Origin of the sequence: Aeromonas sp. S41-2 (assembly GCF_027705845.1) — a bacterium.
GTDB classification, from domain to species: Bacteria; Pseudomonadota; Gammaproteobacteria; order Enterobacterales; family Aeromonadaceae; genus Aeromonas; species Aeromonas hydrophila.
In genome coordinates, this window is the sequence record NZ_JAPDCG010000005.1 from 190,082 (window position 1) to 205,908 (window position 15,827).

The following is a 15,827-nucleotide window of genomic DNA, read 5'->3' on the forward strand; positions in this document are numbered from 1 at the left end:
CCGTTTGCACTCACTTCGCCGCCGGGTTAACGTGAGCCTCCCTTCTCCCCTTGAGTGATCTGCAGGATGCCGACACCGCTTATCCGCTTGCTGCCCATGAACGAGCAGCACTACCCCGCCTATTGCGCCTGCTTCATCGAGGAGTACGCGCAGGATCTCGCCAGCAACCAGGGCCACGATCTCGCCACCGCCCGCCACAAGGCCGAGGCTTCCCTGCAGCGCTATCTGCCGCAAGGGGTGGCCAGCGCCGGCCACAGCCTGCTCTGCATCCTGCCCGCAGAGGGAGCAGTTGCCCCCGCTGAGGAGGAGCCACTGGGTTATCTCTGGCACGCCATCGACAGCGACGGCGCCGCCACCTTTATCTATGACTTCTATGTCGCACCAGCCCACCGCAGCCTTGGCATAGGCAAGGCCGCCATGGCACTGCTGGAAGCCGAACTCAGAAGCAGCGGCATCCGCCAGATCACCCTGCGGGTCGCCCATGACAACCCGCGCGCCCTGGCGCTTTACCAGGAGGCGGGCTTCGCCATCACCGGCTACAACATGGCCAAACGGCTGGGTTGAACGCCTTGTCCCGCCTTTGTACCACCCGGACAGGGGCGTGCCACCACCCGGCTGGCGCTGATATGATGAGGCCGCCCCGGCCTGCGTCGCTGCGCACGCCCTGTTTGTTCCCTGTCGCCCCGTTTCAGGATCCTGCTTATGTCACACACCCGCGTCTTCATCGTGCACGGCTATACCGCCTCCCCCCACTCCCACTGGTTCCCCTGGCTCAAGGCACGGCTTGAAGCCCGCGATATCCGGGTCGAGGTGCTGGCCATGCCTGACCCTCACCATCCGCAACCCGCCGCCTGGGACGCCGCCATGGACAGCCTGGTACGCGATCACGATGAACGGACCTTTTTGCTGGGCCACAGCCTCGGCTGCATCACCATCTTGCGCCAGCTGAGCCGCCTGCCCGCCTCCTCCCGGGTGGGCGGGATCCTGCTGGTATCCGGCTTCGATCAGCCGCTGCACACTCTGCCTGAGCTGGATCCCTTCATGACCCAGGGTTACGACCCGGCCCACATCATGGCGCTGGCGCCCCGACGGGTCGTGGTCGCCTCCCGCGACGATACCATCGTGCCCTATCGCTACTGCCAGCACCTGAGCGAACAGTTGGCCGCCCCACTCTACAGCCTGGAGCATGGCGGTCACTTCCTCGATCGGGACGGTTTTCTGGCGCTACCGCTGGTACACGACCGGCTGCTGGGGATGATCGAGGACCAATAGATGGCAAAACGGCCACTTGCGTGGCCGTTGTAACACCCATTCGGCTAGAGCGAGATGCCGGAAAAAGACATGAAGCCCAGCGACATCAGCCCGGCCACGATGAAGGTGATGCCGATACCGCGCAGCCCCTCTGGCACATCCGAATACTTCATCTTCTGGCGCAGACCGGCGATGGCGACGATGGCCAGCAGCCAGCCCAGCCCTGAGCCCGCCCCGTACACCACGGATTCGATGAAGTCGTAATCCCGCTGGGCCATGAACATCACCCCGCCGAAGATGGCGCAATGCACCGTCAGCAGCGGCAGATAGATGCCGAGCGCGTGATAGAGCGACGGAAAGTGCTTGTCCAGCACCATCTCCATCACCTGCACCAGCGCCGCCAGCACCCCGATATAGACGATGAAATCGAGAAAGCTCAGATCAAACTCGCCGAGGAAGGTACTCTCGGGACGCAGGATATGGCGGTAGATCAGGTTGTTGAGGGGGATGGCGATCACCATGACCACCAGCACCGTCATGCCAAGGCCGAAGGCGGTGTTGATGTTCTTGGAAACAGCCAGGAAGGTGCACATGCCAAGGAAGAAGGCCAGCGCCAGGTTTTCGACAAAAATCGAGTGAATAAACAGGTTTACATAATAATCCATCGGGTCGGCTCACAACGTGTACGGGGCGGGAGCCGCCTTCGTGCTCACCGGCGGGCAGGCAGGAAGACGGTGCAAGGAGGGCACCGGACCGCACGGGCATGCCTTCGCGGCTGAGATCAATCAGCGAGGGAGCAAGCCTTGGGCGGACGGGCGCTCAGCAAGCAGCTGGACGCGAGTCGCTGTGGCAGAAACGAAATTGCAGGTGATGGCAGCTCAAGCGCCACCGGTGCAGATAACCGAAGTAGTCGCTCAGTTGTCTGAGGTAGATGAGGGGCAGGAAGAACAACAGGCCGCAGAGCAGGCCGAGGATATCGTGCTGGAACCAGGCCAGCAGCACCTGATAGAGCTCGGCTTGAGCGGCCCCTTCAAGCCGTCGCCCCTGCTCGAAGCTGAGCCGCCACTGGCCGCCCGGCGGCAGGCTGACGCTGTTGACCAGCCCGGGATCGGCCGGCTCATGCAACTGCATCGAGGCGCCCTGGCCGACCGCGGCCTGACGTACGGCTGCACCGACCTCTGCCGCGGCGAAGGCGGCAAGCCACAGAAGGCAGGCGATGGCGAGGGCCATCGGCCAGGTCGAGCGTCGGCCAGAGGGTGACAAGCGGGGAGTCCCTTCTTTAAAAGAGGATTCAGCGAGGCCGAATATATCACAATTCATCTTTTTATTGAATTTGAAACCCTGCAAACACCCACGAATTGATACTAAAAACCCTCGTTATCAATAAAGCCGGCAATTAAAAACCACAATGAGCGCAAGGAGCATCCTCTTTGCCCTCACGGTGCCCCTCACGCCTGCACAAAGGCCGGGTGGTAGCACACTTCGCCACGGGGCATGGCGGCGCCGAACGAACAGGCCATGAAGTACTCGGCCGGCACGCCGGGCAGCGTCAACCCCGGCTCGGACACGAAGCCGAAACGGCCGTAGAAACCGGGATCCCCCAGCACCACGCAGCCGGCCGCCCCCATCCCCTTGAGCTCGGCCAGACCCGCGTCCATCAGCCGTGAACCCAGCCCCTTGCCTTGCAGGGCAGGAGAGACCGAAATAGGACCAAGACCATACCAGTGCGGGCTGCCATCGCTGATGGTCACCGGCGAGAAGCAGAGGTGGCCGACCACCCGCCCCTCCTGCTCCGCCACTAGCGACAGGCTGAGTGCCCCGGCCTGGCGCAGGTCGCGCACGATCAGCTGCTCGTTGTGATCGGTATGGGGGGCATTGAGGAACGCGGCCACGGTCAGCGCCTCAATGGCGTCGTGATCGGCGCCTGTTTCGGGCCGAATGAGGATGTTCATAGGTTTTCTCCGTTTGTTCTCTTGCAATGGATGGCCTGATCAGGCGGCCTGCAGGCAGCAGATCACATAGCCGTAGCTGCCCAGGTATTGGCGGTGAATGGCCACTTCCCGGCTCAGATCCTGCCAGGCGGGGCTATCCCCCAGCTCGGCACGATGGCGCGCCAGATTGCGCTCGATGGGGTCCAGATAGTTGTGCCAGGCCCTTTGCGGCAACGGGGTGTGCGACAGACAGCGATAACCCGCCTCTTGCACCGTCTTAAGCAAGCCCGTCAGCGTCTGCATTGCGGGATAATCCCGTTGCCAGAACGCCAGCGCCTCCTCTGGCGGCGTGTCCGTCAGCCATACCAGGTCGCTCAGCACCAGGCAGGCAGCAGGGCCGGCAAGGTACGGCCGCCATGCTTGCAAGGCGTTGGCCACCCCGATGGTGTAGGCGCTCCCCTCGGCCCAGATGAGATCGGCGGGGGCCAAGTCCGCCGGCAGCGCCGCCATGTTAGCGCACAGGGTAGTGACCTGATTCAGCCCCGCCGCACTGGCGCTGCGGGCCACGGCGGCCAGCGCCTCCTCGTCCAGATCGATGGCCACTATGGTGGCGTCCGTCACCTGTGCCAGCGCCAGGGTGGCGGCGCCGCGCCCGCAGCCCATGTCGAGGATCCGGCGAGGCTGGCTGGGCAGCGCGGCAAACTGCTGCTGGGTGAAGAGGCTATCCCCCGGCCCCCAATAACTCATTCCATCCAGCAGCAGCTTGAAATCCCTTATGTAGCGCTCATGTTCGTTCATGTCTTTGCTGAGCCACTGCAGGTGGTAACGCTCTTTTTCACTGAATCCCTGCTTCATCACCCAGGCAAAGTAGGCCTGCGGGGCTTGATGCTGCAGTTGCCGCTGCCAGCCCTTGAACTCGTCGCCGGAGTGCGCACGCAAACCGGCGAGATCCGCCAGCAGATCCCGGGCGCGCTGCATCTGCGCCAGCTCCTCATCCAGCTCCCTGACCCGGGCCTGCAGCGTTGCCAGCTCCAGCTCACCCGCCAGACAGGCGAGGCACTGCTTGAGGCTGAGGCCGCCGGCCTGCAGGGCCTGTACCATCCGCAGCCGCTGCAGATCTTCATCGTCGTAGTGGCGATAGCCGTTGGCGGCCCTCGTGCCCGCAATCACCCCCAGCTTTTCGTAATAGAGCAGGGTGGAGCGGGCCAGGCCGCAGCGCCGGGCCAGTTCAGATATTTTCATGACAGCTACTCGCTGAGGGATCTGTGACCCGATGAAGGGAAGCTTAAACTGTGAAGCAATAGACGGGTCAACGGCAAAATCCGGGTTCACACCATAAAAAAACGGCCACCCTGAGGTGGCCGTCATCGGCAGCAAGAGAGACTCGCGGGATCAGAGGCCGGCGGCCTCCAGATGCTCCACCAGCAGCTGCACGCTGCGGTTGCCGCGCCACTCGTTGACATCGAGCCGGTAGACCAGCCGCACCCGCTTCACCGAGGCATCGGGCCAGCGCTGCAAGTCGACGCCAAAGGCGATGGCATCCACCGCGTGGCCGGAATCCGTGGTCAGCATCATCTTGAGGTGCTTCTCCCCCACCAGCCGCTGCTGCACCAGCACGAACTCGCCGTCAAACAGCGGCTCGGGGAAGGCCTGGCCCCAGGGGCCGGAGGCGCGGATCAGCTCCGCCAGCTCCAGACTCAGCTCATCGGGCAGCAGCTCGCCATCGGTGAGCAGTACCCCGGTCAACAGCTCAGGGGTCACCAGCTCGCTGATGACCGCCTCGAAGGCCCGGCCGAAGGCCTCGATATTGGCCTTGGGCAGGGTCAGCCCGGCCGCCATGGCGTGACCGCCAAACTTGCCCATCAAGCCGGGGTGGCGGGTGTCGAGCAGTTCCAGCGCATCGCGCAGGTGCACACCGGGGATGGAGCGCCCGGAGCCCTTGAGCTCGGTCTCGCTGCTCTCGGCAAACGCGATGACCGGGCGGTAGTACTTCTCCTTCACCTTGGAGGCCACCAGCCCCACCACCCCCTGATGCCACTCGTCCCGGTGCAGCACTATGCCGGAGGGCACCTCGCCGTCGCGAAACCGGATCTGCTCCAGGGTGGCGAGCGCCTCCTGCTGCATCCCCTGCTCGATCTCCTTGCGCTCCTGGTTGAGACTGTCCATTTCGGATGCGAGCTGGCGTGCCAGGTTGATGTCCTCACTCAGCAGGCAGGCGACCCCGAGCGACATGTCGTCGAGCCGGCCCACCGCGTTGAGGCGCGGCCCCAGCGCAAAGCCGAGATCGGCGGCGCACAGGCGACGACCGTCGCGGCCCGACACGTCCACCAGCGCCTGGATACCGGGACGGCAGCGGCCGGCCCGGATCCGCTGCAAGCCCTGATGGACCAGGATGCGGTTGTTGCCATCGAGCGCCACCACGTCGGCGACGGTGCCGAGCGCCACCAGATCGAGGTAATCCGCCACGTTGGGGGCGCGCAGCCCCTGGCGCTCATACCAGCCGCTCTGGCGCAGCTGGGTGTTGAGGGCCGCCATCAGATAGAAGGCCACCCCGACCCCGGCCAGCGACTTGGAGGGGAAGTCGCAGCCATGCTGGTTGGGGTTCACTATCGCGTCGGCGTCAGGCAGCTCCTGGCCCGGCAAATGGTGATCGGTAACCAGTACCTGCATGCCGGCCGCCTTGGCCGCCGCCACCCCGGCGATGCTGGAGATGCCGTTGTCCACCGTGATCAGGAACTCGGCGCCGCGGGCCACCGCCAGCTCGACGATCTCCGGGGTGAGGCCGTAGCCAAACTCGAAGCGGTTGGGCACCAGAAAATCGATGTGGCGGCCACCCATGGCGCGCAGGGCCAGCACGCACAGCGCCGAGCTGGTGGCGCCGTCGCAGTCAAAGTCACCGACGATGAGAATGCGTTTTTGCGCCGTCAGCGCCTCGGCCAGCAGCGGCACCGCCTGCGCCATGCCGAACAGACGCTGGGGCGGCAGCAGCTGGCTGGCGCTGCGCTCCAGCAGAGCGGGATCTTCGACCCCGCGGCTGGCGAAGATTTGACGAAGCAGCGGGTGCAGGGTGGCGGGCAGATGGGAATCATCAACTCGCGGACGACGACGGATTTGCAGGGGCATTGATGTGATCCAGTATCTTGAGCAGTTGTTCAGGGCTCTGATAACCGCGCACCAGGTCGCCATTTGGCAGGACCCAGCTCGGCAGCGCCTTGATCCCGAGCCACTGGCTCAGGCCGATATGATGGGCAAGGATCTCATTACAGCCGGTCTCAGGCAAACGATCACTGAGATCCAGTGCGCCGAACTGCCGGGGATCGCACCAGCGCGCCTGCGCCTCGGCCAGATCGGCAAAGGTGCCTAGCACCGGCAGCAACTGCACGCTGACCCCTCTCGCCTGCAGGACCGGCAGCTCTGCCAGGGTGGTGCGACAGCTGCTGCAGGCGAGATCGGTGAACAGGGTGACGCGATGGCGCTCCTGCTCGGCCCGCAGCTGTACCCGCCGCTCGCCGATCTGCGCCAGGGCCAGTTGCCGCTGCTGACGCAGCCCCAGCATGGTGAGGTTTTTCATGTCGTGGGCCAGATCCAGCATGGTGCCCTGCAGCACATAGTCGCCCCTGGCATCGGTATAGAGCAGCCCCTGGGCGGTGCCCAGCATGTAGAGACCGGGCATGGGGGTCTCGTCCACCAGATAGACCTGTACCCCGAGCCGTTGCTCTATGGTCTGCTTCAACTGTTGGGGATCCATCCCCGCGCTGGCGGCAAAAGAGCCCAGCAGCATCATTCCCAACAGTAAATACTTCACTCTTTTACTCACTTGGCATGAACGAATGGACTCACAAGGTAACTCAGTGAATATTCTCTCCTCAACCGCTTAATTACTGATTGATTAATAGCGAGGGCCGCAAAAAAATCCCGATCTGACAGGTTGCCAATCGGGCAAAGGCCCAGCAAGCTAACCGGGACGACAGGAAACACGATGGTCATCCTCTGTTTTCCTGAAGCTTTAATTATTCAAATACCGGTGCGGCGCTGGCCGTACCCTGCCCATTTTTGGAGGGGAAAATGAGTCTGATTCAAGAGTTCAAGGCCTTTGCGTCCAGAGGCAACGTGATCGACATGGCGGTCGGTATCATCATTGGTGCCGCCTTCGGCAAGATAGTCTCCTCCTTCGTCGGGGACGTGATCATGCCGCCCATCGGCCTGATCCTGGGAGGCGTGGACTTCAGCGACCTCGCCGTGACCCTGAAGGCCGCCGAGGGGAGCACCCCGGCCGTGGTCATCGCCTACGGCAAGTTCATCCAGACCATCATCGACTTCCTGATCATCTCCTTCGCCATCTTCATGGGGCTGAAGGCCATCAACACCCTCAAGCGCAAGCAGGAAGAGGAAGCGGCCCCGGCCGGCCCGACCAAGGATCAGGAGCTGCTGACCGAGATCCGCGATCTGCTCAAATCCCAGCAGGGAAAATAAGCGCCAGCTCCTGTCGTGTATTCGAAAAAAACCGCCTTCTGGCGGTTTTTTTGATACCAGAAGTTAGACTGAGGGCAACCAGCAAGACGCATGAAGGCCCCTGCCATCACGAAATGGGCCGCCCACCCTCCCCGCCCGACAGAACGGGCGTAATATCGAGCCTAACCGAACCGCATTCGCTACCGGAGTCGCCATCATGCCCCCCCTCACAGTGACAGCCAGGCCCCATCACAGCTTCATCCTGCGATATCTGCTGCTGCTCGCCCTGCCACTGCTGCTGCTGACTGCCGGCAGCGGCTATCTGTTCGTCACCAAGCAGCAGGAGACGATGCGCAACCGGTTCGAGTTTTTCAGCAACAGCTCCGCCCAGCAGTGGGATGGCGCACTGGCCTCCGTCGATGCACAGATCAACATTCTGGCGGCGGATCTCGAGCTCAATGACGGCATCCTGCCCCCCGTGCTCAGCCAGCGCCATCATCAGGTGTGGCAGCAACTGAGCCGCACCGGCAGCATGCTCAAGGGGCTTTACTATGTGCAGCGGGACAACAAGCTGGTCAACTTCGCCCATCTGCCCATTCCCGGTTCGTTCGATGCCAGCCGGCGCAACTGGTATCAGGCGGCGATCAAGACCCCCGGTATCAACGTCTGGAGTGCCCCCTACCTCGACGCCATTCAGCACGTCCCCGTCATCACCCTGTCACGGGCGGTACTGAACCGGCAAGGGGAGCTGCTGGCGGTGATCGGCATCGATATCGACCTGTCGGAGATATCGCAACGGATTGGCCGGCTGCTGCAGGGAGGGCGCCAGATAAGCTATCTGCTGTACGACATGAAAAACCACAGCGTGGTAGCCCACAGCGATCCCCTCAAGAACGGCGCCCCGCTTGATGACGAGCGGCTGGCCGAGCTCAAGGGACGCAGCGGCTCCCTGCTGAGCGACAATGATGAACTGATCGCCTACTACACCCTGACCAACAACCCCAACTGGCGGGTCATCATCATCTACCCGTTCAGCAACTCCTTCGTCATCAAGGAGCTGCTGCCCACCATGATGGTCGGGCTGCTCCTCTCGCTCGCCATGTACATACTGGTGGCCGTCATCTTCCATCAGCGCCTGGAAAACACCATCGGCATGCTGGTGCAGGTGGTACGCCAGCTGCGGATCACCCCGCCGGGCCAGCCCCTCATCATCCCTCGCATTCCGGGTATCGAAGAGCTGGAAGAGGAGATCACCATGATTTCCGACCAGATGCAGGCCGAGAGCGAAAAAGCCCAGCGCGATGTCCTGACCGGGCTCTACAACCGCCGCTACATGGACACCCTGCTGGCCGAGTTGCACCAACAGCATACCCCCTATGTGCTGGCCATCATCGACATCGACAACTTCAAGCAGATCAACGACCAATATGGTCACCCCGCCGGCGACAGCGTGCTCAGGCGTACCGCCTCCCTCGGCAGCAAGCTGCTGGAAGGCAAGGCTACCCTCTGCCGCTTTGGCGGCGAGGAGCTGGTCGCCATCTTCGAACAGGGTCGGCTGAAGGAGGCCCATCAGCAGATGGAGCAGTGGCGCCGCGCCATGGGCAAGCAGAACTGGCGCGAGCCCGGCCTGACCGTCACCTTCAGCGGCGGGCTGGCCGAGGCGCTGGACGCGCCCCCCGCCCAGGTGCTTGCCCAGGCGGACGCCGCCCTCTATCGCGCCAAGCAGGAAGGGAAGGACCGCCTCTCTCTCGCCTAGGCGCGCGGATGGTGCTGGCCGTGCAGCGCCTTGAGCCGCTCGTTGGCCACGTGGGTGTAGATCTGGGTGGTGGAGAGATCCGCGTGACCCAGCAGCATCTGCACCACCCGCAGATCGGCGCCGTGGTTGAGCAGATGGGTAGCGAAGGCGTGGCGCAGGGTGTGGGGGGAGAGCTCGCCCTGGATGCCGGCGCGCTGGGCATAGAGCTTGATGCGGTGCCAGAAGGTCTGACGGGTCATCATGCGCGCCTGCTTGGAGGGGAACACCACGTCCGAGCTGGTGCCGCCGAGCAGCAGGGTACGCGCCTCCCGGTAGTAGCGCTCCAGCCAGTGCACAGCTTCCTCCCCCATCGGCACCAGCCGCTCCTTGTTGCCCTTGCCGACCACCCGCACCAGCCCCTGGCGCAGGCTGACATGCTCGGCAGTCAGCCCCACCAGCTCGGAGACCCGCAGCCCGGTGGCGTAGAGCAGCTCAAGCATCGCCTTGTCCCGCAGCTCCAGCGGCTCGTCCACCAGCGGCGCTTGCAGCAGCGCCTCCACCTCGGCTTCGCTGAGATCCGATGGCAACTTTTTGGGCAGCTTGGGCCCCTCCAGCAGCACGGTGGGGTCGTCGCTGCGCAGCTTCTCCCGGTTGAGATACTGATAGAAACGGCGCAGGGCCGACAGGAAGCGGGCCGTACTGCTGGCCGCGAACTGCTGGTCCACCCGCCAGGCGAGATAGTGCTGGATGTCGTCCAGCCCCGCCAGCAGCAGGGAGCCACCCTGCTCGTCGAGCCAGAGGGAGAATTTTTCCAGATCGGTGCGATAGGAGCTGACCGTGTTGTCGGAGAGACCCCGCTCCAGCCAGAGGGCGTCCAGAAACGGCTCGATCAGGGGATGGGATTCAGACTTGCTCATGGTGCGCCGCGCTCAGGGGAAACATGGCCCATTGTAACGTGCCGACCCACCGCGGCCGCAAGTTGCCGTTGTCCATCGCCCGCCAGGCGGTGAAGCGCGCCGGCCAATCTGCTAGACTGACGCCCTCCCCCGGGCGCCACCCTGCGGTTGCCCGCTCCCATTGCCGACTGCGATCAAGAGAAGAGCGATGAAGATAGGTTTGTTTTACGGCTCTACCACCTGCTACACCGAGATGGCCGCCGAGAAGATCCGCGCCCTCATTGGCCCCGAGCTGGTTGATCTCCACAACATCAAGGATGTGCCCCTCACCCTCATGCAGGAGTACGACATCCTGATCCTGGGCATCTCCACCTGGGACTTCGGCGAGCTGCAGGAAGACTGGGAATCCCGCTGGGAAGACATTCAGGATGTCGAGCTGGAAGGCCGCATCATCGCCCTGTTCGGCATGGGCGATCAGCTGGGTTACGGCGAATGGTATCAGGATGCCCTCGGCCTGCTGCACGATCAGCTGGTCCCCAAGGGAGTCAAGCTGGTGGGCTACTGGCCCAACGAGGGGTACGAGTTCGATGCCTCCAAGGCACTGATCGACGATGGCCGTCACTTCGTCGGGCTGGCGCTCGACGACGCCAACCAGTACGACCAGACCGAATCCCGCATCGAGCAGTGGGTCGACCAGATCCTGAGCGAAATCCACGAGCTGCTGTGAGCCAGCAGCCACGCAGGGTTGCCTGATACAACTGGCGATGGCCCCCGGCCATCGCCCTCTCCCCGCACGTCATGACGAAAAAGACCTGCTGAAAGGCCCCCTTGAACAAACCTCAGCGGCGACGCTTCCCTGACTACCGGCGGCCGGGTTTCGGGCTGCCGGGCGCATAAATCGCTCCGATTTTCTCAATCGGTATCATCGCATGACGCTATAGCGACTTTTTTGTGCTGGTCTGCAACAATGGAAACGGTACCCCATAACAATCACAGCCGGGTATCGGAAGCAAACGGACAGACCAGAATAAGGAAATTCTATGACCCCATTCTCCCTGTTGGCCCCTGCCATCGCCCGCGACGTGCTCGATCACGCGCTGGCGCTGGGTGCCGACTTCGCCGAGCTGTTTGTGGAGCGCAAGCGCCGCAGCCAGCTCAGCCTGCTCTCCAGCCAGATAGAAAACATCAGCGGCGGCCTCGATTTCGGCATCGGCGTGCGCCTGTGCTACGGCCACAAGGTGCTCTATGGCTACACCAACCTGGCCAGCCGTGATGAGCTCTTGCGCATCGTCAGCCTGCTGGCGGCCAAGGACCGGCGTGATCCCGTGGTGACCGCCACCGCCTTCGATTTCAGTCGCCTGAGCGATCGCAACCCGGTGGCCTTGCCGCTGTCGGCCGACAAGCTGCTGGAACAGAAGATCGCCTACCTGCACGCCATGGATGCCGCGGCCCGCGCCGAGAGCACCAAGGTGAGCCAGTTTGCCGGCAACGTGCTGGGCTGGGAGCAGGAGGTGGAGATCTTCAACAGCGAAGGGGTGCAGGTGAGCGATCGCCGTCACTACAACCGCATCATGGCCCAGACCATCGCCGCCCTTGGCAGCGAACAGAGCGTGGGTTACGAAGCCCCCGGCGCCATGATGGGCTGGGAACACGCCGCCGGCGTGGATCCCCGCGAGCTGGCCCTCACCGCCACCCGCCAGGCGCTGGTGAAGCTGGGGGCCGCCCCCTGCCCGAGCGGCAAGCTGCCGGTCATCATGGAGAGCGGCTTTGGCGGCGTCATCTTCCACGAGGCGTGCGGCCACCTGCTGGAGACCACCTCGGTGGCCAAGAAGGCCTCGGTGTTCCACGACAAGATGGGCCAGCTCATCGCCAATCCGGCGGTCAGCGCGGTGGACGAGGGGCTGCAGGGCAACGCCTGGGGCTCCATCAACGTCGATGACGAGGGAATGGCGACCCAGCACACCCAGCTCATCAAGGATGGCGTGCTGACCGGCTTCCTGGTGGACCGGATGGGGGCGCTGCGCACCGGCTACGCCCGTACCGGTTCAGGGCGGCGCGAATCCTACAAGTTCGCGCCGGCCTCGCGCATGCGCAACACCTACATAGAGCCGGGCAATCACAGCCTGGACGAGATGCTGGCGACCGTGGAGCACGGCATCTATGCCAAGCGGATGGGGGGCGGCTCGGTGCAGCCCGGCACCGGCGAGTTCAACTTCAACGTGCAGGAGGCCTACCTCATCGAGGGGGGCAAGATCACTAGGCCGCTCAAGTCGGCCACCCTGATCGGCACCGGCCCGCAGGTACTGAAGGAGATCTCCATGGTAGGGCGCGATCTGGCCCTCTCCGCCGGCATGTGCGGCTCGGTCTCAGGCTCCATTCCCGCCTCGGTCGGCCAGCCGCCGCTCAAGGTTGACAGCATTCTGGTCGGAGGGAACGCCTGATGAACATCCATTACACTCTGTGCGGTTCCATCACCCGCCTCATTCGCGTTTCAGTCGGCCAGCCGCCGCTCAAGGTTGACAGCATTTTGGTCGGAGGGAACGCCTGATGAGCCAACTCGATATGAACCAACTGCTTGCCCGTCTGCTGGACCAGGTCGCCGATCTTGGGGCCGAGGCGGACATCATCGCCAACCAGGACAAGGCCTTCTCCCTCAAGGCCGACAAGGGCGAGCTCAGCGAATACAAGGTCACCAGCAGCCAGCAGATCGGCATTCGGCTGATAAAAGAGGGCCGGGTCGGCATCGCCTATTCGGAGTCCCTCGACGAGTCGGCACTGGCCGCCATGCTGCAGGATGCGCTGGATGCCAGCCGCTTCGCCAAGGTGGACCCGGATCAGACCATCGCCGTGCAGCAGAGCCGGCTCACCACCGACTGCGCCGAGATCAATCAGCCCGACACCACCCCAGTGGAGGAGAAGATTGCCCTGGCCCTGCGCCTCGAGTCGGACATGCTGGCGCTGCCGGACGTGACCGGCGCTCCCTACAACAGCTTCTTCGAGGGAGAGGGCCGGCTGTGGCTTGCCAACAGCCAGGGCAGCCTCTGCCAGCATCAGGCGTTCAGCGTCGGTTGCTACAGCTCCGCCCTCATCGAGCGCGACGGCCGTCAGTCCATGTTCTCTCAGGGGCAGTATGAGCGCCGCTTCGATGTTCTGGACAGCCAGACCCTCATCCGCCAGATCCACGCCGTGGCCGACGGCCTGCTGGCGGGGGACGCGGTGCCGAGCGGCCACTACAGCGCCATCTTCGACACCAATGCCCTGGCCAGCCTGTTCGGCTGCTTCCAGGCCGCACTGTCAGGCAAATGGGCCCAGCAGGGGATCAACCCCTGGCGCGACAAGCTGGGCCAGTCGGTGGCCTCCCGTTGGCTCACCCTGGAGAGCCGGGCCTATATGCCGGGCGGCATGCACATCAAGGCCTTCGATGGCGAGGGTGCCCCCACCCGGGATCTGCTGCTGATCGGCGAAGGGGAGCTCAAAACCCTGCTGCACAACAGCGCCACCGCCCACCACTTCGGCCTGGCCAGCAACGGCTCGGCGGCGCGCAGCGCCCGCAGTGCGCTGGACGTCAGCCCGCGCCACCTGGTGTTCGGGCTCGGCCCCCACAGCGAGGCCGAGGCGCAAGGCGGCGAGTACCTGGAGCTGGTCAAGCTGGACGGCCTGCACTCCGGCGCCGATGCGGTGAGCGGCGACTTCTCGTTCGGCGCCTCCGGCTTCCTGTGCCGGGACGGCGTGCGGGTGGCACCGGTGCGCGGCATCACGGTGGCGGGCAACTTCTATCGCCTGCTGGGTGAGCTGGAAGCGGTCGCCAACGTGCTGCACCACGACGACGGCAAGAGCTTCTATGCGCCTCTTATTCGTTTCGGCGGTCTGAGCATCGCCGGCAAGTAACTGTATATCGAGGGAAAAAACCTCCAGTTCCCCACCCGAAAGCGGCGCCATCAGGCGCCGCTTTTTTAGCTCTGGCGCCCCTCATGGGCTGCTCCTAACCTCTAGGAAGCTGCCTGCGAGCTGCCGCGAGAGGCCGTCAGCAAGGAACAGCGCCGCCGGTCGCATCGGCCGGAACATGCTGGAGATCACCAAGATGGACAATACCCTGGTCTGGGCCGACATTCCGACACGGGATCTGGATCGTGCAATGGCCTTCTACTCGGTTCTGCTCGACGTGCCGGTCACGCCGATACAGGAGGAGATCCGCTTCGCCATGCTGCGCCACGATGGCAACAACGCGGCGGCCTGTCTCGGCCCCATGGACAAGTACCACCAGCCGGGGCACACGGGCCCCCTCATCTACCTCGCCCTTGGCCAGCGCCTGCAGGAGGCCGAACAGCTGGTGCCCAGCATCGGCGGACGGGTGCTCGAGCCCCTGCACAGCATCGGCAGCGGCCATGGCTGCCGGGTCATCATCGAAGATACCGAGGGCAACTGGCTGGCCCTCTATGCGCCTCCCGCCAGCTGATAACCGGTGGCTGTGCCAGAAACAACAACGGCGACCTCATGGTCGCCGTTGTGCATTAGCCAGTCTCCCCGGTCATCAGACCTGCGGGTTGAGACGGGTCGGCATGCCGGTACGCTGTTCCAGCACCTGCTTGACCACATTGGCGTCGCTGTCCATGTGGGCGATGAAGCGGGTGGTGGCCTGGGTCATGGGCAGCGGCACGGAGGCGGTGGAGTTGAACTCCTCCTCGTTGCGTGACAGCGGCTCGTGCACTTCCATGTAGCGACCGCCATCCGGCTCGACCGTGGTCTTGACCGGCTGGTTGACGAACTGGACGCGAGTGCCGACCGGCACGTTGTCGAACAGGTACTTGATGTCGTCGGCGCGCAGACGCACGCAACCGCTGCTCACCCGCAGACCAATGCCGAAGGTGGCGTTGGTGCCGTGAATGGCGTACAGGTTGCCGATGTAGAGCGCGTGCAGGCCCATGGGGTTGTCCGGACCGGCCGGCCAGACTGCCGGCAGGGTCTTGCCCTGGGCGGCGTAGCGGCGACGGATGTTTTCAGTCGGGGTCCAGGTCGGGTTGGCGCGCTTGCGCTCCACCTTGGTGATCCAGTTCTCCGGGGTGTTGACCCCCAGCTGGCCGATGCCGATGGGCAGCACCTGCACCACGTTCTTGCCTTTCGGGTAGTAGTAGAGACGCATCTCAGCCACGTTGATGACGATCCCTTCGCGGGGAGCGTTGGGCAGGATCAGCTGATGGGGGATGACCAGTTTGCTGCCCGCCTTGGGCAGGTAGGGGTCGACACCCGGGTTGGCTTCCATGATGTTGGTCAGACCCAACTGGAAGTCGGAGGCGATCTGCTCCAGCGGACGATTGTCCGCGGGTACCACGTACTCCTGGTTCTCACCGATCAGACGGCTGTTGGCTGCAGGCAGCTGGTATTCAACGGCGGCGGCCTGCTGGCTGACCAGCGCCAGAGTACATAAAAGAGCCGAAGCGGCAGTGCGAAGGGGATTCATAAAATTCCTGTGTGGTTTCCTGTACCAAGTTGGCCGACGGCCATTTCATCCTCGGTCTGGCCCGTGACGAGTCACCTTGCGTCCGAGGTCGATTACCGAGCGCG

At 63.8% G+C, this 15,827-nt stretch carries 16 protein-coding genes; 8 read left to right on the forward strand and 8 right to left on the reverse strand.

The genetic code is table 11. The features are described 5' to 3' along the window. Nucleotides 1-66: 66 nt before the first annotated feature. Both OKC44_RS13700 and OKC44_RS13705 read left to right on the forward strand, forming a co-directional pair. Nucleotides 67-564, forward strand: coding sequence for a GNAT family N-acetyltransferase (locus OKC44_RS13700; RefSeq protein WP_270813443.1), 498 nt, complete (start codon nucleotides 67-69; stop codon nucleotides 562-564). Nucleotides 565-702: 138 nt separating this feature from the next. Then, entirely contained in the window at nucleotides 703-1,272 is a 570-nt protein-coding gene (locus OKC44_RS13705) for an RBBP9/YdeN family alpha/beta hydrolase (RefSeq protein ID WP_270813446.1), read from the forward strand. A gap of 44 nt (nucleotides 1,273-1,316) precedes the next feature. Here OKC44_RS13705 and nqrE read toward each other — a convergent pair whose 3' ends face one another. The 6 genes from nqrE to OKC44_RS13735 form a co-directional block, all read right to left on the reverse strand. Beyond that, nucleotides 1,317-1,916: an NADH:ubiquinone reductase (Na(+)-transporting) subunit E gene (nqrE, locus tag OKC44_RS13710; protein WP_270813449.1), complete on the reverse strand. Its 600-nt coding sequence runs from the start codon at nucleotides 1,914-1,916 to the stop codon at nucleotides 1,317-1,319. A 154-nt stretch (nucleotides 1,917-2,070) separates the two neighbouring features. Beyond that, a complete protein-coding gene (locus OKC44_RS13715; RefSeq protein WP_162901822.1) occupies nucleotides 2,071-2,481 on the reverse strand; it encodes a hypothetical protein in 411 nt (136 codons plus the stop codon). A gap of 218 nt (nucleotides 2,482-2,699) precedes the next feature. Then, nucleotides 2,700-3,203 carry a GNAT family N-acetyltransferase gene (locus OKC44_RS13720; protein WP_270813451.1) on the reverse strand — a complete coding sequence of 168 codons (504 nt, stop codon included), beginning with the start codon at nucleotides 3,201-3,203 and terminating at the stop codon, nucleotides 2,700-2,702. Between the two features lie 39 nt (nucleotides 3,204-3,242). After that, nucleotides 3,243-4,424 (reverse strand): MerR family transcriptional regulator, encoded by a 1,182-nt coding sequence (locus tag OKC44_RS13725; RefSeq protein ID WP_130631840.1) that lies wholly within the window; start codon nucleotides 4,422-4,424, stop codon nucleotides 3,243-3,245. A 150-nt stretch (nucleotides 4,425-4,574) separates the two neighbouring features. Next, nucleotides 4,575-6,305, reverse strand: a complete 1,731-nt coding sequence (gene recJ / locus OKC44_RS13730) for a single-stranded-DNA-specific exonuclease RecJ (RefSeq protein ID WP_016351690.1) — start codon at nucleotides 6,303-6,305, stop codon at nucleotides 4,575-4,577. Then, nucleotides 6,271-6,987: a disulfide isomerase DsbC N-terminal domain-containing protein gene (locus OKC44_RS13735; protein ID WP_029304260.1), complete on the reverse strand. Its 717-nt coding sequence runs from the start codon at nucleotides 6,985-6,987 to the stop codon at nucleotides 6,271-6,273. The genes recJ and OKC44_RS13735 overlap by 35 nt, the downstream gene beginning before the upstream one ends. Before the next feature lie 260 nt (nucleotides 6,988-7,247). Between OKC44_RS13735 and mscL the strand changes: the two genes are divergently transcribed. Together mscL and OKC44_RS13745 are read left to right on the forward strand one after the other, a co-directional pair. After that, nucleotides 7,248-7,655: a large-conductance mechanosensitive channel protein MscL gene (mscL, locus tag OKC44_RS13740; protein WP_017409264.1), complete on the forward strand. Its 408-nt coding sequence runs from the start codon at nucleotides 7,248-7,250 to the stop codon at nucleotides 7,653-7,655. A gap of 196 nt (nucleotides 7,656-7,851) precedes the next feature. Beyond that, entirely contained in the window at nucleotides 7,852-9,390 is a 1,539-nt protein-coding gene (locus OKC44_RS13745) for a sensor domain-containing diguanylate cyclase (protein WP_270813456.1), read from the forward strand. Here OKC44_RS13745 and xerD read toward each other — a convergent pair. Further along, nucleotides 9,387-10,286: a site-specific tyrosine recombinase XerD gene (xerD, locus tag OKC44_RS13750; RefSeq protein ID WP_039215876.1), complete on the reverse strand. Its 900-nt coding sequence runs from the start codon at nucleotides 10,284-10,286 to the stop codon at nucleotides 9,387-9,389. The genes OKC44_RS13745 and xerD overlap by 4 nt on opposite strands. 187 nt (nucleotides 10,287-10,473) lie before the next feature. Here xerD and fldB point away from each other — a divergent pair, with 187 nt between their 5' ends. The 4 genes from fldB to OKC44_RS13770 all read left to right on the forward strand — a co-directional run bounded on the left by fldB (nucleotide 10,474) and on the right by OKC44_RS13770 (nucleotide 14,721). Next, on the forward strand, nucleotides 10,474-10,992 hold the full coding sequence (fldB, locus tag OKC44_RS13755) for a flavodoxin FldB (protein ID WP_011707047.1): 519 nt from the start codon (nucleotides 10,474-10,476) through the stop codon (nucleotides 10,990-10,992). A 313-nt stretch (nucleotides 10,993-11,305) separates the two neighbouring features. Then, nucleotides 11,306-12,706 carry a TldD/PmbA family protein gene (locus OKC44_RS13760; RefSeq protein WP_130631837.1) on the forward strand — a complete coding sequence of 467 codons (1,401 nt, stop codon included), beginning with the start codon at nucleotides 11,306-11,308 and terminating at the stop codon, nucleotides 12,704-12,706. A gap of 106 nt (nucleotides 12,707-12,812) precedes the next feature. Beyond that, nucleotides 12,813-14,153 carry a TldD/PmbA family protein gene (locus OKC44_RS13765; protein WP_270813460.1) on the forward strand — a complete coding sequence of 447 codons (1,341 nt, stop codon included), beginning with the start codon at nucleotides 12,813-12,815 and terminating at the stop codon, nucleotides 14,151-14,153. A gap of 175 nt (nucleotides 14,154-14,328) precedes the next feature. Then, a complete protein-coding gene (locus tag OKC44_RS13770) occupies nucleotides 14,329-14,721 on the forward strand; it encodes a VOC family protein (RefSeq protein ID WP_270813463.1) in 393 nt (130 codons plus the stop codon). 75 nt (nucleotides 14,722-14,796) lie between these two features. Here OKC44_RS13770 and OKC44_RS13775 read toward each other — a convergent pair whose 3' ends face one another. Continuing rightward, on the reverse strand, nucleotides 14,797-15,723 hold the full coding sequence (locus tag OKC44_RS13775; protein ID WP_270813465.1) for a L,D-transpeptidase family protein: 927 nt from the start codon (nucleotides 15,721-15,723) through the stop codon (nucleotides 14,797-14,799). Nucleotides 15,724-15,827: the final 104 nt, after the last annotated feature.

Coding starts and splice junctions, on each gene's coding strand:
- OKC44_RS13700 (WP_270813443.1), top strand. CDS start 67: ATGCCGACACCGCTTATCCGCTTGCTGCCCATGAACGAGCAGCACTAC.
- OKC44_RS13705 (WP_270813446.1), top strand. CDS start 703: ATGTCACACACCCGCGTCTTCATCGTGCACGGCTATACCGCCTCCCCC.
- nqrE (WP_270813449.1), bottom strand. CDS start 1,916: ATGGATTATTATGTAAACCTGTTTATTCACTCGATTTTTGTCGAAAAC.
- OKC44_RS13715 (WP_162901822.1), bottom strand. CDS start 2,481: ATGGCCCTCGCCATCGCCTGCCTTCTGTGGCTTGCCGCCTTCGCCGCG.
- OKC44_RS13720 (WP_270813451.1), bottom strand. CDS start 3,203: ATGAACATCCTCATTCGGCCCGAAACAGGCGCCGATCACGACGCCATT.
- OKC44_RS13725 (WP_130631840.1), bottom strand. CDS start 4,424: ATGAAAATATCTGAACTGGCCCGGCGCTGCGGCCTGGCCCGCTCCACC.
- recJ (WP_016351690.1), bottom strand. CDS start 6,305: ATGCCCCTGCAAATCCGTCGTCGTCCGCGAGTTGATGATTCCCATCTG.
- mscL (WP_017409264.1), top strand. CDS start 7,248: ATGAGTCTGATTCAAGAGTTCAAGGCCTTTGCGTCCAGAGGCAACGTG.
- OKC44_RS13745 (WP_270813456.1), top strand. CDS start 7,852: ATGCCCCCCCTCACAGTGACAGCCAGGCCCCATCACAGCTTCATCCTG.
- xerD (WP_039215876.1), bottom strand. CDS start 10,286: ATGAGCAAGTCTGAATCCCATCCCCTGATCGAGCCGTTTCTGGACGCC.
- fldB (WP_011707047.1), top strand. CDS start 10,474: ATGAAGATAGGTTTGTTTTACGGCTCTACCACCTGCTACACCGAGATG.
- OKC44_RS13760 (WP_130631837.1), top strand. CDS start 11,306: ATGACCCCATTCTCCCTGTTGGCCCCTGCCATCGCCCGCGACGTGCTC.
- OKC44_RS13765 (WP_270813460.1), top strand. CDS start 12,813: ATGAGCCAACTCGATATGAACCAACTGCTTGCCCGTCTGCTGGACCAG.
- OKC44_RS13770 (WP_270813463.1), top strand. CDS start 14,329: ATGCTGGAGATCACCAAGATGGACAATACCCTGGTCTGGGCCGACATT.
- OKC44_RS13775 (WP_270813465.1), bottom strand. CDS start 15,723: ATGAATCCCCTTCGCACTGCCGCTTCGGCTCTTTTATGTACTCTGGCG.